Source organism: Bacillus sp. AFS012607 (assembly GCF_002558005.1).
GTDB classification, from domain to species: Bacteria; Bacillota; Bacilli; order Bacillales; family Bacillaceae_G; genus Bacillus_A; species Bacillus_A thuringiensis_S.
The window spans coordinates 22,896-45,281 of sequence record NZ_NTVM01000035.1 but is presented as its reverse complement, the minus strand read 5'-3'; the positions used below and the strand labels follow the sequence as shown (position 1 = coordinate 45,281).

The following is a 22,386-nucleotide window of genomic DNA, read 5'->3' as shown; positions in this document are numbered from 1 at the left end:
TAAGCACTAAAATAACTTGATATTGCATCACAGGTATTTCATGAATGTTTCTGTTATTCATTGTAGTAGTAAGATTGTTTTTCTCATATTGAATTGCCTTACATTTTACTTACATGCTTGTCATGTTTCTGAAAATACAGTTTATAAGGGCCTCGGCAATGATTCTTTTTTGGGGAGGTAACAAAGAGGGATTTTTTATATGCACTTTACTATACCGAACTAGATTTCGGTATAGTTTTTATTTGCAATTCATTGTGTCTTCTTTACCAAACACTTATAAAAATCAATAGTATGAAAGTAAACTACTGGGTAAAAGTTTACTTTGGAGTTTTGAATCATTTTATAACTAATTTTGCAAAAAATTTCTCAATATAGATATAATTGTTAATTGTAGTTATAATATTCAAAATTAACAAAAAATAAATTATAATAAAAATATGATGGTTATTCCCTTTGTTTACTCCTTGTGCTAAAGATAAGATTGTGTTCCCGATCTTATCTTTTTTCTTTGTAGATTTTTGATACAAAAAAAGAATCCTTATAACAAGGATTCTGCAACAGGAAATAACAAAATATAAACGATTGTAGCATATATAAATTTAGTTCTTATTATAATGGTAATCCTTTGGCTACTCTATTTTGATATTCTTTAAGGGGTAGTGTAATAGATTTATTTGGTGCATCTATTGGAGTTGCTTTAACATATATCTCAGAATAATGACCACCTTCACCGCTAAACTCAGATTGAATATCTACTACTGGTATTTGTATATTTTTATTATCTGGTTGTACATAAGATTCAAAGTTTAAATATGATGGTGTTGGTTTTGAACCATTCGTAAGTAAATAATACACTTTTGAATTGTAAAAATTAGGACGTGATTCCTGCCACGTCCATCCATATCCATTTTGATCATAGTAGGATAGTTTCGGAACATGAACTTTTGATTTTGTTTTAAATGTTCCTGAGAAATTAGCGGCTTTCACTATACCAAAATATGTTGTGGTATAACCAGCCTTACAAATTACAGGCTGTGATTTAAATATAATTTGTTCTTCATGAGTAGATGTGTTAGAACTTGTATGAGTATAATTAAATTCAGATGAAAGTGTAATCTCTTGACCACCTTCAGCAACAAAAGGAATTTTAACTGCTAACGTTGATTTTGAAGATACTCCTAATTTAACCCCTTCTTGGTTTGAATAGGTAAAAGACTCTGTTGTTTTGATACTTTTTTCAGGAGAATACCATGTTTGGTCTACTAATCCATCATTTTTGTATGATAGTAGTTCTATTTGTTGTGTAGGTCCCCAACTATCAAAATGTGCTGTTATATCTAAGTTATTAACATCAGTATGATATTCGGGCTTAGATACATATTTAGTTGCAGTATTTGGATTAGCTGCAGTACCTTCTGGAGTCATTCTATCTTTTATATCTTGTATAAACTTATCTTCATTATAAACATTATCACTCTTTGTATTAACATTTAATATTGTACTTTTTGTAGCATCTGCAAAAGAAGTAGTAGGCATACTTACTACTCCTATACTTAACATACATGCGAATGGCATCATTACAGCCATTTTTTTATATGATTTCATCAATATTCCACCTCTCTTAATAGATTTAGCATTATGCTATTAATATATCTAATTGACGGAAAATACTCAATATTCCGTTTAATCAGTCACTATTGGATAAAATTAACTAGTTTTTTATGTTTTATTACATATATGCATCTAGAAATATGTTAATTTTTTTTGTTAATGTCATATTTAAGATAAAAAGATATATAGAAATTAAGAAATCTACTGTTAATTGTCATAAATTCTACAATGTTTTTAAATGTGTTTATCTTTCTGGCGTACCGCCAGCATTTCGGAAAAAAACCACGCTAAGCCAAAAATACAATAAGCTGTCCATATGGACAGCTTATTTACATAATTATCGTTATAAGAAGTTGCTTTTTTCTTTTACTTTGTCAGTAATCCAATAACAGTTATAACAATTAAGATGACTGCCCACATGATAAAATGTTTGTTTCTTTTTATAAATCTTATTGTTGTATCAGAGTCAGTTGTCTCTTCAAACCGTTCTATTTTTCTTTTTTGTACAACGAGTGTCAAAAAATATACTGCATTTCCTACTGATAAAATCAAAAAAGCATTTCCTAAATGACCATTTCTAAAGTTATCGTATAACGACCAAATGAGTAATAAAACAGTATAGACCATGAACGCATTTTTACTGGCTTTTGCTACATGATGTTGCTCCATTTCGTCTTGTTTTTGTATCCACATTGTTCTCTCGCTCCTTTATTTCAAGATTATTCAAGTGTAAAAATGTCCTCCATTTTCAGATTAAAGTAATGAGCTATTTTCATTGCTAATTCTAAACTTGGATTGTAGTGATTGTTTTCAATGGCTACAATCGTTTGTCTTGTAACCTGTAAGTCCTTTGCCATTTGAATTTGTGTAATTTTATTTTGTACTCGTAGTTCCTTAATTTTGTTTTTTACAGCCATCGTTTCACCTACAATGTAAAGATATCTTTACTAATAGATTATATAAAAACAGTATAAATGTAAAGATATATTTACATTCAGTCTTAAAAAAAACAAAATCCAAAGCATATTTTAATTACTTTGGGTTTATGAATATCGTATACATGTGAGGTTAACATAACGTCCCATTATCGATAGCAAAGAAAAAGACGTCCCCTTACTCTCACAAGGGATTCGCCTTTTTCTTTTTCTATGACCCTATGCATCTTTTTATACATTCCTATTCTGGAGTGCCTTTTGGCTTCCCTATGTCTCCCTATTTTTCGCATAAAATCTTGCATACTCTTAGCGTGGTTTTTTTCCGAAATGTTGGCGGTACCTCAGTATGTATTACATAGCAAGTGTAGAGATTGCTTGTTTGTAGATTAGTTGTTGTTTACCATTAACCATCATTAGGACGGTAAATTTATCTATTGCAAGGATCTTCCCACGTACTGGAACGCCATTCTTTAAAAATACTGTAACTGCCCCTTTTTTCTCTTTCAATTGTTCATACATATCTTCTTGTAAATTAAACATGAAATGCGCCCCCCTGGTTTGTTTGTATTTACTTTTCTTCTAATACCTGCTGCTTTTCACTGTTGGATATTTTTGATTCCCATTCACTTTCTATTTTTCTAAACCATTTTCCTATTTTGCTTAGATAATATCTTTTTACTTCACCATTAGGTATCCAAATTTCACGTTCCTGTATTTGATTCATCACTTCATGAAGAATCTCATCATGTTCATACCTTTTAGGTTTTCTATAATGTGTTTTTACAAATTGTGTATATTCTCTACGTAACCAATTAGAAATATGTTGTCTTTGTCTTTGCTTGAGATGTGACCATTTTTTATTTGTTTGAAGGATTTTTCCATTTACTTTTATGTGGTTTTTCATCGACACTCATCCCCTTTCACTAGCAAAACGAATATATCACTATCGTATCACATTTAAATTGAAATACTGCTCTAGGTACATATTTCGCAAGAAATCTATTCGAAATATACAATACATTCTCTATTTAGCTGATTAAGTCTACACAAGATTAAATGTAGACTATTATTGTAGTGTTTTAGTTTTTTAAATCATTACGGTACGTGAAATTATTTTGTTAACCATAAAAAAAGCCCCTTGAAAGGAGCACTTATTTGACAAGGTACTGTTCTATTTCTTTTATTAATAGTTCTGCACCTTCTGGACTCAATGAGATCTTACCCTTTGCTAATGCCATGTTACGATTTGACACTTCTCCTGTTAATACACAAACATGACCAGGCTGATACTTCTTTAAAATGATGTCTTCCCCTTCTACAAAAATCTCTAATGGTGATTTTTCTTTAATCCCAAGCGTATTTCTAAGTTCCTTTGGAATTACTATACGCCCTAATTCATCCACTTTTCTAGTTACTCCGGTTGCTTTCATCTAGCATATTTCCCCATTTCATTATCAATTTGTACCCATGTTATTCTTTACTATTGTAACAGGATTTCTCCATATATGAGAAACGTAATAACCCCAAAACTAACGATTATAACCAGAAATTCTTTAAATCTTTGCTGAAAGGAAATACGCCCTTCCTCCTCTTTTCGCAATACTGCGTAAAATAACTATTCTTTTATGGATTAAGGCATGAATTTCCTGTCAAGGAGTTACTTCAACTCGTTAATATTACTCGTAGTACGTACTATTATTGGATGAAACAGCTCAATCATCCTAATCCAAATGTGGAGGTAAAAGAACTGATACAAACTATTTATGATTAACACGATGGGTGTTATGGCTAGTAAAAATACAGCTTATTCTTTTGTTTTGAGGTATTTCAAAATGTTAACAGGATGGGTATGTACGGTGCCCTCTACTAAATTATCAGAAAAACATTAGCCTTTAATTGTATACACAATAATTACCATTATTTTCCGATGTTAGCATCATAATAAATCTTTCCTTTTCCTCTTTTTATCAGTATTGGTAGGTAAAGAGGGGCTAGGCACAAAAACAGGTTGTGGAGAAAGTCTTCTTCACAACCTGAGAGTAAGTTATATATCCAAATATGACCTGTTCTTTTAACTATTTAGTCTTTTATAATCTGTTATAGTCGATATAACTAGAGTCATAGTAAATCCACTGACCTGTTCCAATTCTTAGCCAACCATTCTTTTCTTCATATACTGTAACTTTTTCGCCTTTACTTGTCTTTCTAACAATAGAATAGTTTGTCCCTGATCCGCTTCGAACATTTACCCCAATCCCATTAATTTGAGCCGTTCCAATTACCTTTTCAACACTACCATTTTCAATTACTTGTAGCATATTTAGAATGAATGTTGCTGTTTCACCACGAGTTGTTGTTCCTTTAGGGTCGTATTGATTGTCACCCTTACCTCTTACAATACCTAGGCCATACAGTCTTTGTACGTCTTCTTTATAAATAATTTGGTCTGTGTCTGAGAATGGTAGGTTTACAACTGGCCCCCATATACCTTTATACTGTAAAGCCTTGTTTACAATAATTGCTGATTCTTCTCTTGTAATAGGTGTGTTTGGGTCAAAATAACCATCTCCTCTACCTTGAATGATACCTGCACTTGCAGTACGTTTAATACCATCTCGTAAAGTTGAATTTGCATCGTTTAGGTCTTTAAATGAAGCATCTCCAGCTGGCAGGTTTAGAGAGTTAGAGATTAATTGAGCAAATTCGGCTCTTGTTATCGCTCTATTGGGTGCGAAAACTCCGTTTCCTTCCCCTATCATAATACCCCTTCTATTCAACTCTCGAATAGCTTCTTCATACCAACCTCCTGTAATGTCATCTTTTGGTTGATAAAGATTATTATAATACCCACCAACACCATTTACGAATGCATCCCATTGTCCATTATTAATCATATTAGCAGGACAGATTTTACCGCTCCATCTTTGGTGTTTTACAATGTTATTTAACGGTACACCAGTTTCTTTCATTAAATAAGCTACAAGTTTCTTAGCATTATCTACCGCTTTACTATAGTTACCGTCACTGTTAACTGCGATTTCAATTGCAATAGATTCTCTATTACCTGGACCATCACCGTCTCCTGCGTGCCATCCGTTCTCGTTTAATGGTAGATGTTGATAAATCTCTTTATCGTCTACTGTAAAATGCCACGATGCAGCTCGGTCTGTGTTCCCTACTGCTTGGTTATATAGGTATTGGGCGTGGTTTCTAGCACCTGCTCCTACACTTGTATTATCAGTCTCATGAATTGTAATGTACTTTGGATTCATGTAGTTTTGAGGACGAATATTATCGTTACCTGCTGGAACAATCCATTCAGTGAATGGAACACCATTTATTGTACTAGAGGTGCTAGGTGATATGGGAGACAGACTACGTTTTGTTCTGTTTGAATTTTTAGGAACAGTTAGTGTACCTGTTTCTTCATGAATACCTTCTGAACGTTGAAGACTATCTGCTTTCTTATTGTCGACAGTACCTCCACCACGTCCGTCTACCTCTTCAAAACTAGCTTCAATACTTTTTAAAGCCTGTTCATCTGTTGTTTGAAGTTGGTCTGTGTTATCTTGCACTTGAAGGCTTGTAGATTGCTTATTGTTTACTGATTGTTGTTCCTCTGCAAACGATACCAATGGTGAAGATAATACAGTTAATCCTGCCGTGAATGCTACTACTTTTTTATTAAATTTAATATTCATTTTGAATTTGGTATATCTTACTACTTTAATAGATATACCTTCCTCCTTGTACTTCTTTTAGTCTAAATAATAGTGTGAATAATAGTTTAAATAATCATAGCCTGACCCTCAAAGATAATGGATTGATTTTCCAATTCGTATAATAAACCGAAACCTTTAAGTCCTACTAGATATATCAGTATTTCAGAATTATAACACAGCACGATTGCAAAAATATAATTAAATAACATGAATAATTTATAATGTATAAAACGATTCTGGTGCAAAAATCCCAAGGCTCTTTCAAGTAATATCCTAATCTTGAACACTGATATGTATGATTCTAAAAAAGGTGCGTGATTGGTATAGAAAAGGAAAATTTGTTTAAATGGAGGCATTATCAACCTGAATTAATCCAATTAATAGTAAGTTTGGTACCTACGGTACAATTTGAGCTTCCGTAACCTGATGGAATGCGACTTAAACAAAAAAAGTACATGAATAACATAGTAGAACAAGAGCATTGCCTAATTAAGAAGCAATGTTCTTGTTTTATACTACAAATATTTTGAAACAACTACATTAATTCTTTCTGAAGTAGAATCCGTGCATCTTCTTAAAAAGAACAGATTTATCTACTACTGAACCAGTCTGTCCAAAACTCAAACAATTAATATATCAATTGTTTGTATTTGCAGCAAAAAATCCCCCCTTCTTTTCATTATATTATTTCTTTTTACCTAGCGATTTAAGACCACGTTTAATAACATCATAGAAGCTTAGAGATTGTGCCATATGACCTGGATCTACATATTCTCGTATAGCCCGAAGAACTTTCTTAGGTTCCTTAGAAGAAAAGGTGAAGATCCCATTTCTCTTGGTTTCAATAGCATAACGTGGAATCCATTTCCCCTTAAACATTACAGAAGCTATAACGTAATCTACTTCCTCCCACGGAATTTGAATAAATTTATGCGTATCACGAGAATTATAAAATTCAAACCCTTTATCACCAATCATAATTTTTCCATAGTCTGTAAGTCCCGTAAAAGCGGTAGCATCTATTACTAAATCTACCTTTGTATTAATTGATTGAACCATCATATCCACTCCATTTCATTTATCCTATTTATAATTCGTAACTTCAAACAATTAAGTCAATACAAAAAGTGGCTGAAACGATAATTCCCAGCCACTTTTTGTATACGAACTATTATCGATTCACAGGCTACTAATCTACACTTCAATTCCAACAATTCCTAAATATTGAACTACCCCCACTTTCACTTCGTTTAGAAGTGAGGGATTCCTAAGTAAAGAGTTCTATCGAACTCTAATTTATTAGGCTAACCCCGCAGTCCTTGCGGTTAGAAGCCTTATAGCTTCATTCTTTAGATTGATACTTGCGTTAATATCCCTATCATGGTGTGTATGGCAAGAAGGGCAGTCCCATTTACGTAGGTTTAGATTTTTAACGTCTTTGTTTTGATATCCACAACAAGAACATAATTGACTGGAAGCAAATGTTTTTGATACGACAATGACTTGTTTACCGTACCATTTTGCTTTGTATTCTAACATGGTTCGAAACTGTGACCATGATACCTCACTAATTGCTTTTGCTAACTTATGATTCTTTAACATATTCGATACTTGCAAATCCTCTATACCAATAACATCGTGGTTTTTGATGATTTCAGTTGAGACTTTGTCCAAGTAATCTTTTCTAGCATTCGTCATGTATTCATGAATTCTAGCTACCTTTATTCGCTGTTTATTCCAGCCAGAAGATCCTTTCATTCTCCTAGAAAGAACACACTGTGCTTTTGCCAACTTCTCTTCTAACGATCTGAAAAACTTCGGATTTTCATAGGGGGTTCCATCTGACAAAATGGCGAAATCTTTTAGTCCTACATCTATTCCAATGTAAGAATGTGTTTTCGGAAGTTCTTGCACTTCTGTTTCAACTAACAATGAAACAAAGTATCTACCAGAAGGGTTCCGTCTAACCGTAGCATTTAAAATACGTCCCTTTACTTCACGACTTTTGGCAAATCGAACAAGACCTAGTTTTGGCAATTTTATTTTGCTTCCTACAACGGCAATGTTTTCATTTGTTTGTTTTGTGGTATAAGATTGTACGTTGTTCTTCTTAGATTTAAAGCGCGGTGCGCTGTTTTGTTTTTTGAAAAAGCGCGTATAAGCATCCGCAAGGTTGCGAACAGACGACTGAATCGCAATACTATCCACTTCTTTTAGCCAAACAAGCTCTTTCTTCATGGCAGGTAGTTTGGCAGAGCATATACCATAGGTCAAGCCTTTTCCTGTCTCTTTGTATACATGATCCCATAAGGATAGGAAATGATTGAATACAAAGCGAGAACACCCAATCGTTTTGTTGATTAAAATTGCTTGTGCTTGATTTGGATAGATACGAAACTTATAGGCTTTATTAATCATTATTTGATTCACCTCCATTTCGGTATATGACTATTATATGCCAAACGTACATTCGATAGGTAGTGGAGTAATACTTTCTATATGTCGAACAATTAAGATGGCTTTCTGCCATCTCTTGTTCGAAGCCAATTCATCTCCCACCAACTCACTGGACTGTGACCCTTCACGCTCCTTGAGGAAGGAGCCTTCTTGGCTAAAATGATAAATCTTAATAATTGAATACTTGAGCAACTTAAATTATAAAAGTCCGATTACGTGACCAACTACCCCAACTACGAATAATGAAAGAATAATAACAATTGGGCTGACTTTTTTCTTCAACAACCACATGCAGAAGAATGTCAGAAGTAATGCAGCTAAACCAGGAATCAATTGATCTAAGTTATCTTGCAAGGTAGTTACTTTCGTAGGTGACAGTGCCATTCCTGAGTTTACTTGTTCAAAAGATTGACGAATCCCTTCACCATTTCCAGGAAGTTTGTCCCACTCAACATACGCACCTTTATCTAACTGAACTTCAGATACAACTGGCTTGAATTTAATTGACACCCACCGTTCCACCAAGGCTGCAAGTACAAACATACCAAGGATTGATGCACCTTTTGTAATATCTTGTAATAACCCACCTGAAAGATCATCAGTAATTTTAGAACCGGCTTTATAACCAAATTCTTGTGTATACCACATAAACCCCCAACGAACCAGATTCCAAGATAAGAAGAAAAGGATTGGCCCAAGGATATTCCCCCCCATTGCTAATGATGCCCCTAAAGCACCTAACATTGGACGTAAAGTAAACCAGAATACCGGATCACCAACACCGGCTAAAGGACCCATCATCCCAACTTTGACCCCTTGAATTGCCACATCATCAACTTCTGCTCCATTAGCGCGTTCTTCTTCAAGTGCTAATGTAACTCCTAGAATTGGTGAAGCAATATAAGGGTGTGTATTAAAGAATTCCAAGTGACGTTTTAATGCTGCTTTTCGATCTTCTTTTGATTTATATAACTTTTTAATCGCTGGAATCATCGAGAAAGCCCAGCCACCATTCTGCATACGTTCATAGTTCCAAGAACCCTGAATAAATGTAGATCGCCATGCAACGACTAAACGATCTCTTTTTGTTAATTTAATTTTTTCTGCCATTTGTCTTCTCCTCCTGCTGAATTAATAATCGTTTAAGATATCGTCAAGCGGGTCACCAGAGTTACCTCCACCACCATTTGAAGAACCACCCATTTTAGAAAGACTCAAATAAATAAGAGCTAAAGCCACACCCAATGCACCAAGAGCAATAAGTGTTAATTGAGAAATCGCAGCTATTACGAAACCAATAATGAAGAATGGCCATACTTCTTTTGTTGCCATCATATTAATAACTAATGCATAACCAACAGCAACAACCATTCCGCCACCAATAGCCATTCCATCAGTTAACCATGCAGGCATTGATTCCAAGAATCCTTGAACGCTTTGTGCAGGGATAAATAAAAGTGCTCCGGCAGGAATTGCAATTCGGATACCTTGTAAACACACCGCAGCGATGTGTAACACTTCAATTTTTTTTATATTTCCTTCTTCAGCTGCCGTATCCATCATGTGTACAATAGGAACAGCAAGTGTACGAACAATCATTGTTAAGAAAAGTCCTGCTACTGCAAGTGGTACCGCTACTGCAATTGCTGATGCAACACCGCTAACACCTTGTCCGCCTAATACTAAAATGATCGCTGATGCAACTGATGCCAATGCAGCATCTGGCGCTACGGCTGCTCCAATATTTGCCCATCCAAGTGCAATCATTTGAAGTGTACCGCCAAGAACAATACCCGCCTCTAGGTTACCTGTTACTAAACCAATTAGTGTACATGCCACTAGTGGTTGATGGAATTGAAATTCATCTAATATTCCTTCCATACCGGCTAGAAATGCAATTAGTATCACTAAAATTATTTCTATAGTAGACATTATGATCCCCCATTTCATTAAATTTGCTATGTAACTACGATAATTCAACCTTCGCTTTTTTTAGAATATCATCCATATTTGCACGAGAATCATTAGGTACTTTACGTACATCAAAATGAATGCCTTTTGCTTTCATTTTCTCGAAAGCCTCTACATCTTCTCTTCCCATAGAAAGAACCTTATTAACAACAACCTTTCCAGTTGAATGAGCCATAGAACCAACGTTAACTTCTTTAATATCCACGCCACCCTCTATAACTCTCAGGACATCTAGTGGGTTTTCAAATAATACCAGTGCATTAGTATTACCAAAACGGGGATCTTTTTCAACTTCAATCATTTTGCTGATTGGAATAACATTGGCCTTAACCCCTGGTGGTGCCGCCTGTTCGATTAATTTTTTACGAAGGTCGTCTTTAGACACTGCATCTGAAACTACGATAATACGATTTGGTTGTGTAGACTTTGTCCATGCAGTCGCTACCTGACCATGCAATAAACGAGAATCCACACGGACTAAAACGAACTTGATTTTCCCATCACCAACTACTGTACCGGGAGCAAGTCTGCCATTTGCTTTTCCATCTTTTGCAACTGCGATATCAGTATTTTCTTTGGGTTCCAGCTCTTCAGGTTTAATTCTGACCCCTTCCTTCGCTGTTTTAATGATATGTGCTGCGATCTCTTGAGCAGACGTAATTGATAAACGGGATGCATAAGCTTCAATCACCATTGGTAAGTTCAAACCAGCAACAATTGCCCAATTGTCTTTGTGTTCTTCATACAAGCCATTAGCTTGATTGAATGGAGTACCGCCCCATAGATCGACTAAAAATAATACCTCATCTTGATTATCAAAAGATGTAACTGCTGCTTCCATTTTTGCTCTCAAATCGTCTGGCCCTTCGTTTGGCATTAAGGTAACAGCCTTAACATTCTCTTGCTCTCCAAAAATCATTGCGCCAGATTGTAAAATGCCTTCAGCAAATTGGCCATGGCTTGCTAGGATAATCCCTACCATCTCTCTACCTCCTAAATATTTCATCCTAATTTTTTCTGAATTGACGCAACCAACACAACTTTTCTTCTTCATTTCATCAATCTTTAACTATTAAAAACCAACTTTTTCTATCCTTGAGAAAACCACCTCCTAGGCTATTTAAATCTCACTTCTTTTATAAAATTTTGTTTACTACTAAAAATGAGTTTGTGAATCTCCAATTCATCATTTTTCAAATCATTACTTAAAATACATAATTTCTTAGGTAAAAGGTTCATAATCTTATAAAATAACCCACCGTAAGAAAACGCTTTCAAAATATAGAAAGAACATACCGTTGAAAATCGTTGTTTCAAATACACTTACTCTAAACCTAATCAACTATAAATAGACTGAGTTGCGTCAAACCAAAATAGGAGTAAAACTCCACTTGCGAATTGCCTCATTGATAAGGAAAGCGTTTATTTCGAAAAACATGATTATCAATGCAAACAAACATGACAGAAATCAATTTAAAGTTCTTTCAAATGATAAAAATACCATGTAAGTTTTTAATTACGCATATGTTACTCACCAAAAGTTCAATTGAATGACAGACTATACATATTTATCCTTTTCCCAAATAAAGAAAAGCACTGTTATTCGTATAATGAAATCGATTCCACTTACTAAAAACATTGCCGTTCTATCTGATAAGATGATTTATATCGCCTGCATACAAAATAACAAACAAAAAAACAATAACCCCCTCTTACGAGTCAGAAGTTTGCTAAAGATAGCTATCTAGAAAACAGTTTGTAGTTGGAGACAGAAATTTGATAAAAGAGTTGATTCGTCGCAAAAGAATATTTGGCATTGGTATTTTTGATCTTGCTTAGATTGGATATTTGCTCAACTTTAAAAAGAGTATATATCAAATAATAATAATATTTGTAAAAAAACACATGAATATAACAATATAAAATCTCGTTTATTAGTTCTCAAAAGAATAAAACCACTATCACCCTCTACAACGGTTATATATTCATTATATCCATTGTGATTTTTTTCACAATGGATATAAATTGAACATTTTATGAATAAAACAATTCCAAATTATAAGAAATATATAGTGATTTTTTTAGCATACATTTTTTACTTAAATACCCCTTTGCATTATATGATCGATAGTAAACGTGGTTAACTAATTGATTTCTAATTGAAGTTTAATATATTAATTGCTTAATAAATCAATTGAAAACATATAGCTCCTATGATTCCTCCTATGGTACTACCAATTATGGGAATCCATGCGTATCCCCAATCCGAAGAGCCTTTATTACATATTGGTAAGATTTGATGTGCTAGTCTTGGGCCAAAATCTCGTGCTGGATTTAAAGCAAATCCAGTTGTTCCACCAAGAGATAAACCTATAGATACTATTAACGCTCCTATTATTATTGGAAGTAGTCCATCTGTAACTTTATTATGACTCATAGCTAAAATTGAAAATACAAATACTGCAGTGCCAATAATTTCACTTAACAAATTGGACGGCCAACTTGTTATTGCAGGGCTTGTAGAAAACACCGACAATATAATTTCTTGATTTTTAGTTTCTTTCCAATGCGGAAAATACTGGAGCCAGACAAATATTGAACCTAAAAAAGCCCCCATCAACTGTGCACCAATATATGAAGGAACTTCACTCCAAGGAAATAACCCTATACAAGCAAAAGCAATTGTAACTGCAGGATTCAAATGCGCACCACTTATGTTATCTACTATATATATAGCGAATGTAACTGCTAATCCCCAGCCAAGAGTAATTGCAACCCATCCGGAATTTTGTGCTTTGGATTTTTTCAGCAAAGTACCTGCTACAACGCCGTTCCCTAATAAAATAAGAACCAAGGTTCCAATTAATTCTCCCATAAATGGAGACATATTTATGACCCCCTTTGTTATTTCAAAAACCATTGTATAAACACAAGGGCATCATCAGCATCTTCCCCATCAAGAATTACATGTATTTCTGCTCCTCTTTTTAGTGCTAAATCAATTAATTGAAGAGTACTTTTTGCATTAACTTTTTTATCTTTAAATGTAAACTGAACCGAACAATCATAATCCCTTAAGCCATCTACAATTTCACTTGCTGATTTTACATAAATTCCAGCCTTACGAGTTACAATTAATTTTCTTTCGATTCTCATAAGATTAGCTCCTTTTATATTTTTATAATGGTTTTCACTTCAAGTACAGCCTTAAATCTTATATATTTCTTCTAATGTTTTGCCAATCCCTAATTCAACAACTGCTACGTAGGACCCTCTATTAATAGTGAATCTGCTATTTTGATTTAATCACTCTTAATTAGAGTTCCTCCCAAATTTAGGAATACAATTACAACTCATTCATTATAAATAGCCTCTTGAATTTATCTAACGCTTCTACCTACTTCATCGTTATCTACTTCTCCTGCAGAAACTATTAAAACACTGGAACTTAATTGGACGAGTAAAGCTTGTAAATCTCTTAACTAGTAGATAACCATTAGAAACTAAAGCTATTCCTGCATTACTCATCATAATTGCTCCCTAAGTTCATTAACAATTTCTTTTTCACCTATAAGAGATAAACATAAAGTTTCAAAGATAATAAAAGATGAGACTGCTCCTGGATCTAAATGACCAATAGACCTTTCTCCTAGAAAAGAAGCACGCCCTTTTTTAGCTAATAATGGCTTAGTTTTTTCCATTTGTTCTCTTGCAAAAATGATAAGACCAATAGGTTTTATTTGTTCTCCATTTCTTTGGATATACTTCAAAACAGGATCCCAAACATCAAGCATTGTTTTATCTCCTATCTGAGTTTTTCCTCTTAGACAGATGCCATCTACAGATTCTTGAAAAGCAATCCCCAATTCATTGATTGTAATTCTATTTTTCCCTTTCAAAACACTACCAGCCCTTAAAAATGCTGTTCCATATAAAGGCCCTGATGCACCTCCAACCTTTGAAATAAGTATCATTCCAATATCATGAAATACATTTCCAATATCATCATAAGCTGTATATGATATCTTTCTTTCAACCTCTTTAAACCCTCTATTCATATTAATACCATGATCTCCATCACCTATGAATTGATCAAGTTGCGTTAGGTTTTTTTTTTGATACTCAAGTTGTTTTGCAGTGAGTTGCATCCAATTGATGATATGTCTTGGTGTAATATACATGTTGGCCCCTCCTATTGTACACGCCAGTTAGTCGTATTTGCTGGATCATTAAGCAAAGCAGTTAATTGTTCATCTAGTTTTAATAAAGTAATTGAAAAACCGGCCATATCAATTGCTGTCATGTATTCTCCAACATATGTTTTACAGATATCGATACCGATTTTGTTTAATATTGTGTTAATCATTTTATTTAAAACATATAATTCCATTAACGGCGTTCCCCCTAAGCCGTTTACCATTACTGCAACTTTGTCACCAATCTTCAATTGCATATCACTTAAAATATGCTCTAAAAGGAGTTCAGCCATTTTATTAGCTGCTATCATACTAATACGATGAGTTCCAGGTTCACCGTGGATACCTATACCAACCTCTACTTCATTTTCACCAATTTTATAACCAACTGTACCAGCTCCAGGTATAGTACACGTTTTTAATGCCATGCCCATACTACCTATATTAGCAATTACTTTATTTGCAACATCTTCAACTTCTTTAAGCGATGCCCCTTTCTCAGCCATTGCTCCAGCTATTTTATGTACAAATATTGTTCCAGAAATTCCTCTTCTTCTCATAGTGTGTGAACTATTGTCAATAGCAGTATCATCATTAACAATGACTGTAGCAATTGGGATTCCCTGTGCTTCAGCCATTTCAGCAGCCATTTCAAAATTCATTATGTCTCCTGAGTAGTTTTTTACAATTAATAAAACCCCACTTCCAGCATCCACCTTTTGAATCGCTTTCAAAATCTGGTCTGGTGTAGGAGAAGTAAAAATTTCGCCCATTACAGCAGCATCAAGCATTCCTTTACCAACAAATCCTATATGCGCTGGTTCATGACCACTCCCGCCTCCGCTGACAATTGCCACTTTTCCTGGAAATGGACTATTAGCTCGAATAATTATATTTGTTTCAGCCATATTTTGTAGTTTATCAGAATGTGCAAACAACATTCCGTCAATCATATCCCTAACTACTTTTTCTGGATTATTAATAAATTTTTTCATGGCATCTATTCCTTTCCATTAGTCGCCGCTAGTACCCTAACATTTAATTTTATTCCCTCCTACAATTCCCTTTTATTATAAAAACCTATAATGATTTCACTTGGACATTTAGCTTTAAGCCTCCAATTCCATCTAAAAAGATTCTTCCAATGTTTGCTTGCTCAAATTTCCCTTTCCTCATGTGAAGTGCTCCAGTGAATACTCCTTTTTCATGCTCAAATAGCTCACTTTCAATTAAATTAGGGGGGATAGCCGCACAATTTACTAGAATAAACGACTTATCCTTTCTGAAAACAGCTTTATGGATACCTTTACCTATAAGTTCTTTTCCTGTTTCACTCTCTCCAGTAATAAGAATCGTAGAATCTAATTCTGCCACTTCATTCGCAACAAAGAGCGTCTTCATTAAAGTGTCACTATAAATAATAATGTCTGGAAAAGAGTTGTTTAGTTTTTTATATTTCGACAATTCACATTCTAAATACTTTATTCTTTTCTTTTCAAGAGTCAATTGGTCTAATAATGATTGTGTTTCATGAATAGATTCATCGTTAAAAGTATTCCGCTCAATTTTGCTATAAGTGTAGCTATGGCTCGAGCATGTAGGCCATTTGTAGTATGAATATTACTTACAATCCTTTGTATCATAAGAACCCACTTCATAATAATACATGCATAAAAATACATAAAACTCAACCAGTGAATTTTATGTATTTTTATTTTTATTATTAAAACCCCAACTATTATATAATAAGATTATTTATACAAAACCTGATAATATAGGTTATTAATACTAATTTTCCCATTTCATCTTTCTTAAAAAATAGTATTTGATTTTTGATAATCATAACACTATCTTTTAATCCGTCATATAACAGACGAAAAATATACATAAAATATTCATAATTCTGCACTCAGAATTTTGATAACATTAGATTCAAGGCTAGATTTTCAGCTTACTTATAAAAATATCAAGGAGTGATCATCATGGAACGTATCCTAATTAGCCCGCAAAAATATATTCAGGGAAGAAATGTAATTGAAAAAATTGGAGAGTATGTAAAACCGCTAGGATCCAATTTATTAGTTATTGCAGATGAATGTGTTTGGCATCTTGTTGGTGAAAAAGTTATGGAAAGCTTTCATAAACAAAATCTAAGCTTTGAAAAAGTTGGTTTTAATGGTGAAAGTTCTGAAAATGAAATTGCAAGAATTGAGAAAATAGGAAAAGAATTTGGTGCTGATGTAATCATTGGTATTGGTGGTGGTAAATCAGTAGACACGGCAAAAGCGGTAGGAGAAATTCTTTCAGCCAAAGTTGTAAGCGTTCCCACTATTGCCTCAACAGATGCACCAACCAGTTCTCTTTCTGTTATTTACTCTGATGATGGAGTATTTGAGAAATACAAATTTTATTTAAAAAATCCGGATATTATTTTAGTAGATTCCCAAGTCATTGCGCAAGCTCCATCCAGATTTTTAGCTGCTGGGATTGGAGACGGAATGGCTACATGGATTGAGGCTAAAGCAAATTTAGAATCACGAAAACCTGCTATGGCTGGTGGACTATCTACCTTAGCGGCTGCTAAAATTGCAGAACTCTGCTGGGATACCTTATTTGAATATGGAGAAGCTGCGCTTTTAGCAGTTAAACAAAAAACTGTTACTCCAGCAGTTGAAGCCGTAATAGAGGCAAACACCTTACTTAGTGGACTTGGATTTGAAAGTGTCGGGTTGGCTGCAGCTCATGCCATCCATAATGGTTTTACTGTTTTACATGATAAGACTCATGATTTGATGCATGGAGAAAAGGTTGCATTTGGCACATTAGTACAAATGGCAATGGAATCTTGGACAACTGAAGAGCTATATAACTACATTGATTTCTGTATCAAACTCGGCCTACCTACTACACTTGAAGATTTGAACTTAGGTGATGCAAGTAAAGAAGAATTGATGAAAGTTGCAGAAGCTGCCTGTCAAGATGGTGAAACTATACATAATATGCCATTTGAAATTTCATCAGAAATGGTTTTTGATGCAATTATTGCCGCTGATGCTTATGCTACTGAGTATAAATTAAAAAAATCAATTTAAAATTACAATACAAAAATTAATAAACTTTAATTAAACGTATTTTAAAAATTTAATTAAATGTATATTACACATTATTAAATTTTGTATATGTCCTTTAAGCATTTAGCAAAATAACAATACAATATAATAAAAACTAAATAAACATTAAAATTTATATGTATCATGAAATAATTTGAAGACTTCATCCAACACATAAAAGCACAAAATATTTAAACAAAACATAGCATTATGTCAAAATTAATCTTGTAACTAAATTTTCACACCAAAGATAAATATAGAAATAAAAAAACCTCTTTATGAGGTTTTTTCTAGTCCTATACTTTTGATAATAAAATAAGCTGTTTTATTATAAACAATAGGTTAGCAACACCATCTTAACATATGAAAACAAAAAATCTATGTGTCAATTTTTCAAACACCCTATAGTTTTTATGAGAATACTAAAAGAAATAACTAATAAAAAATGTAGGAGAAGTAATGGACTTAATTTATGCTGTTTCCAGTTTACCTACTCAACTAAAGTAAGACAATTTTAGAAAACCTAAAAAGAATAATCTCATTTTATTATTAAAAAATACAACAAATTGTTTAGATTTAGTAATAGAAGTAGTTAGTCTTGTACTCAAGATAAAAATTTTTTAGCCAAACTAGATTATTAGAATCGACACTTTTGTGTACATTTATATTACTTCTAGCTCACTTTTCATCCCTACCTTACAAAAATGGTATATATATATACATTTTAATTCGATTTCCTGTAGTTTATGAGAAGAAATATATTGTTTTTGAATGAATATTATTATATTTCCCTCTAATTTGTTTCATTTTTTGTAAGTTGTTATCCTACTAAATAGGGGTAATCATCACGTATAAAAATATCAGTATCGGGAGTTACGGCAATAATTTTTCAAAATATATATTAAAAGAATTTTAATAATGCCAAATATAATTTCTTTTTTAAATTATAAATTAGAAGTGAGGAGATATTATTATGATTATAAAAAAACATCCATTTTGTACTCTAGCAAAAACAGCTGTTGCATTAACTATGATCATTCCTACATCCCAAGCCATTAGCCAACCGTTTGCCTACGCTCAAGAAAATATAGCGAAATCTCAACAACAAGTAGCACCATTTTGGAATAAAAACAAAGATTATCCAGGTGAATCTTACGTTACATATGAAGGTAAGATTTATCATTCTGTATATTGGGTAAATGCAGGTACACTACCTACCCAACAATTTAGCGGTTGGGAATTATATACTGGTTCAGAATATATACCTGATAATAGCGATCCAAATGATTTATTTGGTGAAGGAATCACTTGGCCAACTCATGTTTTTGCACCATATGTAGATAACGGCATGAATCCTCAAAATCTATTAAAATATGCCCAAGAAACAAATACTAGTTTCTTCACGCTTTCCTTTATAGTGGCTGATAAAAATGGAAATCCAGTATGGGGAGGAAGTCATACCCCTATTGGAGATGGTAACTTAGATGATCAAATTAAACAAATTAGAAAAATAGGTGGAGATGTTAAAGTATCTTTTGGTGGAGCAAATGCTGGTAATATCCCTGGATTAGGTGCAGATCTTGCCGCAGCTATTACAGATGTAAATAAATTAAAAGATGCTTATAAAAGTGTAATTAACACATTACATTTAACACACACGGATTTTGATATTGAAGGAGTCTTAGTCGCTCACCCAGAATCTATCGAAAGAAGATCAAAAGCAATTGCGTTATTACAAAAGGAATTAAAAGCTGAAGGTAAAGATGTAAAAATTGGTTATACCTTACCAGTAATGCCTTATGGCCTAACTAATGATGGGATAAATGTGATTCAAAGCGCTATAAAACATGATGTAGATTTAAATTCTGTTAATATTATGACTATGGATTACGGACAACAAAACCAACAAATGGGACAAGCTGCAATAGATGCTATTAATAGCCTGCATGGACAATTAACTAATTTATATAAAGGTACTATTAAAGATTCTGACATTTGGAAAATGATTGCTGTTACACCTATGATAGGAAAAAACGATACTCAAAATGAAACTTTCACATTAAATAATGCAAAAGAATTGTTCCAATTTGCCAAAGAAAAAGGTATTGGGGAAATTAGTATGTGGTCAGTGTATCGTGATAAAAAAGCTATTGAAAGTTGGCAAATCGGTCAGGCAACTGGAGATGCTTCTGGATTACCCGATGTAGACGACGGTGCCTTTTCTAAACTATTTTCTGCTTTTAATAGTAGTACTGAAATTGACGTAATCGCTCCAACAGCTCCTTCTAACCTACGTTCTGTTAGTAAAACAACAACAACTGTTGAGCTACAGTGGGAGGATTCCACAGATAATATTGGTGTGAAAGAATATGAAGTTTATCGTGATGGAAAAAAAGTAGGAACAACAAAAACAACACGTTATGAAGATGCGGGATTACAAGCCAATACAAAATATAATTATACAATTAAGGCTACAGATGCAGCGGGAAATAAGTCAAAAAGTAGCAATGAAGTTTCAGTTACAACAAAAGAAGAGAATCCAGAACAAATAGCTCCAACAGCTCCAACAGGATTACAAGCATCAGAAACTACTACAAACAGTGTTCATTTAATATGGGAAGAATCCATAAGTAATGTTGGTATAAAAGAATATGAGATTTATCGTAACGGTACGAAAATAGCTACAAGTCCTTCAACTTACTATACAGATGAAAATTTACTGGCTAGTACAGAATATAGATATATGGTAAAAGCTATAGATACTCAAGGAAAAGTTTCAGTTGCGAGTAATGAAATCAAAATCACAACAAAAGATACCCCCTCTTCTGAGTATAAGGCATGGGATTCGTATGCTGCATATAAAAAAGGAGATAGAGTAGAACATCAAGGTAAAATTTATGAAGCAGTTCAAAGTTATCAAGGATACGGTGATCCAAATTGGATTTTCTCATTAGCTTTATGGAAAGTAATTAAATAAACCGTAAAACTATTAAATAAAAGACATCTTTCTTCTCAGATTGATGTCTTTTATGAATTGAAAATTATATTTTACAAATCTATTCTTTCATTTGCCCTAGACTATATTTTTCTATAGGTAATTCTTATTTTACATTACTATAATTTGATTAAGCATCATATTTTCTAAGTTAAGATAGAGTTTACATTTTTAATAGTTCGGACGAAAGTCCTAACATTAAAATTTATTTAACTATATATACAACTAAAAGAAGGTTTTAAGATGCAGATGAACACTAATACTATAGAGGACATCTATCAGGAGATATTAGATGGAAAAAGAAATAGATTTCCACCAAACACTTGGAAATTAGATAGAAATAATCAATTGGCCAGAAGAGTAACGAAGTATTTAGTAACAAAAATTTTGAATTGGAATGAAGAAGAGATAAAACAGAATTGGAATAACAAATTGATTGCAAAGTATCGATTACGAGGGGTATTGAAGCACAAATATGATAATAGTCCATATGCAATGATTAATGATTTATATCCGAATCAATTTAAAGAATGGGAATTTAGAATGACACCATTAAATTTTTGGACAAAAGAAAAGGCCTTACAATTATTAAAATGGTTAATTGAAGAAGAGGAAAAATTACCACCACAAAAACTCTTGCAAATTTATGGACAAAAATGGTTAATTAAACATCGACTAAGTGCACCTTTAAGGGTGATTTGGAATGGAAGCCCGTATGCGATGATTAATGATTTATATCCAAATCGATTTAAAGAATGGGAATTTAATAAGGCCCCTAATAAGTTTTGGACGAAAGATAAAACATTACAAGCACTAAAATGGACAATTGAAAAAAAAGAAAAATTAAATGTGGATCAATTGAAGAATATATACGATAATAAATGGTTAGTTCAATCAGGATTGAGCGGAGCCTGTCAACTATATTGGAATGATAGTCCATATGCAATGATTAATGATTTATATCCAGGTCAATTTAAAGAATGGGAATTTAAAATGACACCAAATGGTTTTTGGACGAGAGAAAAAGCGCTAGATGCCTTACAGTGGACAATTGAAGAAAAAGAGAAGCTGACAGATAATCAATTATTACAGCAATACACAATGCAATGGCTTAAAAATCATAGATTATGGACACCTGTAGTAAGATACTGGAATGGGAGCCCATATGCAATGATTAATGATTTATATCCAAATAAATATATAAAAAGCTCATTCAGTGGATATATAAATAAATTTTGATATTATTAGACACAACATATTTACGTAAAAACTTTAATTGCTAAACAGCAAACTATATATGCACTACTAATTAAAATAGGTATGATGATATTATCTATATGCATATTTCTTATCACAGGTATAGTAAATAAGCTCTGAACAGGTCTGAAT

General features: G+C 33.2%; 20 protein-coding genes and 2 pseudogenes. 5 read left to right on the top strand and 17 right to left on the bottom strand.

The window, feature by feature from the left end:
* Positions 1 to 609: 609 nt before the first annotated feature.
* The 6 genes from CN409_RS27845 to CN409_RS27820 all read right to left on the bottom strand — a co-directional run bounded on the left by CN409_RS27845 (position 610) and on the right by CN409_RS27820 (position 3,976).
* Positions 610 to 1,605, bottom strand: coding sequence for an ETX/MTX2 family pore-forming toxin (locus tag CN409_RS27845; protein WP_097982098.1), 996 nt, complete (start codon positions 1,603 to 1,605; stop codon positions 610 to 612).
* Between the two features lie 372 nt (positions 1,606 to 1,977).
* Complete coding sequence (locus CN409_RS27840) at positions 1,978 to 2,304, bottom strand: hypothetical protein (RefSeq protein WP_086397305.1); 327 nt, start codon at positions 2,302 to 2,304, stop codon at positions 1,978 to 1,980.
* 26 nt (positions 2,305 to 2,330) lie between these two features.
* Entirely contained in the window at positions 2,331 to 2,528 is a 198-nt protein-coding gene (locus CN409_RS27835; protein WP_097947113.1) for a helix-turn-helix transcriptional regulator, read from the bottom strand.
* A gap of 369 nt (positions 2,529 to 2,897) precedes the next feature.
* Positions 2,898 to 3,086, bottom strand: coding sequence for an RNA chaperone Hfq (hfq, locus tag CN409_RS27830; protein WP_065845862.1), 189 nt, complete (start codon positions 3,084 to 3,086; stop codon positions 2,898 to 2,900).
* Between the two features lie 28 nt (positions 3,087 to 3,114).
* Positions 3,115 to 3,450 carry a transposase gene (locus CN409_RS27825; protein ID WP_097982099.1) on the bottom strand — a complete coding sequence of 112 codons (336 nt, stop codon included), beginning with the start codon at positions 3,448 to 3,450 and terminating at the stop codon, positions 3,115 to 3,117.
* Positions 3,451 to 3,697: 247 nt separating this feature from the next.
* Positions 3,698 to 3,976 (bottom strand): AbrB/MazE/SpoVT family DNA-binding domain-containing protein, encoded by a 279-nt coding sequence (locus CN409_RS27820; RefSeq protein WP_097982101.1) that lies wholly within the window; start codon positions 3,974 to 3,976, stop codon positions 3,698 to 3,700.
* 194 nt (positions 3,977 to 4,170) lie between these two features.
* Here CN409_RS27820 and CN409_RS27815 point away from each other — a divergent pair.
* Positions 4,171 to 4,314: pseudogene (locus tag CN409_RS27815) on the top strand (IS3 family transposase); the annotation flags it as partial.
* Between the two features lie 319 nt (positions 4,315 to 4,633).
* On the opposite strand, the gene CN409_RS27810 reads toward CN409_RS27815, so the two are convergent.
* On the bottom strand, positions 4,634 to 6,247 hold the full coding sequence (locus CN409_RS27810; RefSeq protein WP_097982102.1) for an S-layer homology domain-containing protein: 1,614 nt from the start codon (positions 6,245 to 6,247) through the stop codon (positions 4,634 to 4,636).
* A 344-nt stretch (positions 6,248 to 6,591) separates the two neighbouring features.
* On the opposite strand from CN409_RS27810, the pseudogene CN409_RS27805 reads away from it, so the two are divergent.
* Positions 6,592 to 6,700, top strand: a pseudogene (locus tag CN409_RS27805) (IS6 family transposase); the annotation flags it as partial.
* A 252-nt stretch (positions 6,701 to 6,952) separates the two neighbouring features.
* On the opposite strand, the gene CN409_RS27800 reads toward CN409_RS27805, so the two are convergent.
* The 10 genes from CN409_RS27800 to CN409_RS27750 all read right to left on the bottom strand — a co-directional run bounded on the left by CN409_RS27800 (position 6,953) and on the right by CN409_RS27750 (position 16,293).
* Positions 6,953 to 7,330, bottom strand: a complete 378-nt coding sequence (locus CN409_RS27800) for a DUF956 family protein (protein ID WP_240518673.1) — start codon at positions 7,328 to 7,330, stop codon at positions 6,953 to 6,955.
* Between the two features lie 237 nt (positions 7,331 to 7,567).
* The gene (tnpB, locus tag CN409_RS27795) at positions 7,568 to 8,686 is read right to left on the bottom strand and encodes an IS200/IS605 family element RNA-guided endonuclease TnpB (RefSeq protein WP_170955813.1); all 1,119 of its coding nucleotides are present in this window, start codon (positions 8,684 to 8,686) and stop codon (positions 7,568 to 7,570) included.
* Positions 8,687 to 8,923: 237 nt separating this feature from the next.
* Positions 8,924 to 9,835 (bottom strand): PTS system mannose/fructose/sorbose family transporter subunit IID, encoded by a 912-nt coding sequence (locus tag CN409_RS27785; protein WP_097982105.1) that lies wholly within the window; start codon positions 9,833 to 9,835, stop codon positions 8,924 to 8,926.
* A 21-nt stretch (positions 9,836 to 9,856) separates the two neighbouring features.
* Complete coding sequence (locus CN409_RS27780) at positions 9,857 to 10,657, bottom strand: PTS mannose/fructose/sorbose transporter subunit IIC (RefSeq protein WP_000103758.1); 801 nt, start codon at positions 10,655 to 10,657, stop codon at positions 9,857 to 9,859.
* A gap of 34 nt (positions 10,658 to 10,691) precedes the next feature.
* Complete coding sequence (locus tag CN409_RS27775) at positions 10,692 to 11,678, bottom strand: mannose/fructose/sorbose PTS transporter subunit IIA (RefSeq protein WP_097982107.1); 987 nt, start codon at positions 11,676 to 11,678, stop codon at positions 10,692 to 10,694.
* 1,200 nt (positions 11,679 to 12,878) lie between these two features.
* On the bottom strand, positions 12,879 to 13,583 hold the full coding sequence (locus CN409_RS27770; protein ID WP_097982108.1) for an MIP/aquaporin family protein: 705 nt from the start codon (positions 13,581 to 13,583) through the stop codon (positions 12,879 to 12,881).
* A 17-nt stretch (positions 13,584 to 13,600) separates the two neighbouring features.
* Positions 13,601 to 13,852: an HPr family phosphocarrier protein gene (locus tag CN409_RS27765; protein WP_097982110.1), complete on the bottom strand. Its 252-nt coding sequence runs from the start codon at positions 13,850 to 13,852 to the stop codon at positions 13,601 to 13,603.
* Positions 13,853 to 14,223: 371 nt separating this feature from the next.
* On the bottom strand, positions 14,224 to 14,877 hold the full coding sequence (dhaL, locus tag CN409_RS27760; RefSeq protein ID WP_097982111.1) for a dihydroxyacetone kinase subunit DhaL: 654 nt from the start codon (positions 14,875 to 14,877) through the stop codon (positions 14,224 to 14,226).
* A gap of 11 nt (positions 14,878 to 14,888) precedes the next feature.
* Positions 14,889 to 15,887, bottom strand: coding sequence for a dihydroxyacetone kinase subunit DhaK (dhaK, locus tag CN409_RS27755; RefSeq protein ID WP_097982113.1), 999 nt, complete (start codon positions 15,885 to 15,887; stop codon positions 14,889 to 14,891).
* An 85-nt stretch (positions 15,888 to 15,972) separates the two neighbouring features.
* Positions 15,973 to 16,293, bottom strand: coding sequence for a sigma 54-interacting transcriptional regulator (locus tag CN409_RS27750; protein WP_240518672.1), 321 nt, complete (start codon positions 16,291 to 16,293; stop codon positions 15,973 to 15,975).
* A 581-nt stretch (positions 16,294 to 16,874) separates the two neighbouring features.
* On the opposite strand from CN409_RS27750, the gene CN409_RS27745 reads away from it, so the two are divergent.
* From CN409_RS27745 to CN409_RS27735, 3 genes are all read left to right on the top strand, one after another.
* Positions 16,875 to 17,984: a glycerol dehydrogenase gene (locus tag CN409_RS27745; protein WP_097982116.1), complete on the top strand. Its 1,110-nt coding sequence runs from the start codon at positions 16,875 to 16,877 to the stop codon at positions 17,982 to 17,984.
* Between the two features lie 991 nt (positions 17,985 to 18,975).
* Positions 18,976 to 20,979, top strand: a complete 2,004-nt coding sequence (locus CN409_RS27740) for a fibronectin type III domain-containing protein (RefSeq protein WP_097982118.1) — start codon at positions 18,976 to 18,978, stop codon at positions 20,977 to 20,979.
* Between the two features lie 261 nt (positions 20,980 to 21,240).
* A complete protein-coding gene (locus CN409_RS27735) occupies positions 21,241 to 22,236 on the top strand; it encodes a DUF4046 domain-containing protein (protein ID WP_001178340.1) in 996 nt (331 codons plus the stop codon).
* Positions 22,237 to 22,386: the final 150 nt, after the last annotated feature.

Bases quoted from the DNA above. Each gene is read 5' to 3' on its own strand.
- CN409_RS27745 (WP_097982116.1), top strand. From the start codon at position 16,875: ATGGAACGTATCCTAATTAGCCCGCAAAAATATATTCAGGGAAGAAAT.
- CN409_RS27825 (WP_097982099.1), bottom strand. From the start codon at position 3,450: ATGAAAAACCACATAAAAGTAAATGGAAAAATCCTTCAAACAAATAAA.
- CN409_RS27780 (WP_000103758.1), bottom strand. From the start codon at position 10,657: ATGTCTACTATAGAAATAATTTTAGTGATACTAATTGCATTTCTAGCC.
- tnpB (WP_170955813.1), bottom strand. From the start codon at position 8,686: ATGATTAATAAAGCCTATAAGTTTCGTATCTATCCAAATCAAGCACAA.
- CN409_RS27770 (WP_097982108.1), bottom strand. From the start codon at position 13,583: ATGTCTCCATTTATGGGAGAATTAATTGGAACCTTGGTTCTTATTTTA.
- dhaK (WP_097982113.1), bottom strand. From the start codon at position 15,887: ATGAAAAAATTTATTAATAATCCAGAAAAAGTAGTTAGGGATATGATT.
- CN409_RS27775 (WP_097982107.1), bottom strand. From the start codon at position 11,678: ATGGTAGGGATTATCCTAGCAAGCCATGGCCAATTTGCTGAAGGCATT.
- CN409_RS27835 (WP_097947113.1), bottom strand. From the start codon at position 2,528: ATGGCTGTAAAAAACAAAATTAAGGAACTACGAGTACAAAATAAAATT.
- CN409_RS27765 (WP_097982110.1), bottom strand. From the start codon at position 13,852: ATGAGAATCGAAAGAAAATTAATTGTAACTCGTAAGGCTGGAATTTAT.
- CN409_RS27750 (WP_240518672.1), bottom strand. From the start codon at position 16,293: ATGAAGACGCTCTTTGTTGCGAATGAAGTGGCAGAATTAGATTCTACG.
- CN409_RS27820 (WP_097982101.1), bottom strand. From the start codon at position 3,976: ATGAAAGCAACCGGAGTAACTAGAAAAGTGGATGAATTAGGGCGTATA.
- CN409_RS27735 (WP_001178340.1), top strand. From the start codon at position 21,241: ATGCAGATGAACACTAATACTATAGAGGACATCTATCAGGAGATATTA.
- CN409_RS27785 (WP_097982105.1), bottom strand. From the start codon at position 9,835: ATGGCAGAAAAAATTAAATTAACAAAAAGAGATCGTTTAGTCGTTGCA.
- dhaL (WP_097982111.1), bottom strand. From the start codon at position 14,877: ATGTATATTACACCAAGACATATCATCAATTGGATGCAACTCACTGCA.
- CN409_RS27845 (WP_097982098.1), bottom strand. From the start codon at position 1,605: ATGAAATCATATAAAAAAATGGCTGTAATGATGCCATTCGCATGTATG.
- hfq (WP_065845862.1), bottom strand. From the start codon at position 3,086: ATGTTTAATTTACAAGAAGATATGTATGAACAATTGAAAGAGAAAAAA.
- CN409_RS27810 (WP_097982102.1), bottom strand. From the start codon at position 6,247: ATGAATATTAAATTTAATAAAAAAGTAGTAGCATTCACGGCAGGATTA.
- CN409_RS27800 (WP_240518673.1), bottom strand. From the start codon at position 7,330: ATGATGGTTCAATCAATTAATACAAAGGTAGATTTAGTAATAGATGCT.
- CN409_RS27740 (WP_097982118.1), top strand. From the start codon at position 18,976: ATGATTATAAAAAAACATCCATTTTGTACTCTAGCAAAAACAGCTGTT.
- CN409_RS27840 (WP_086397305.1), bottom strand. From the start codon at position 2,304: ATGTGGATACAAAAACAAGACGAAATGGAGCAACATCATGTAGCAAAA.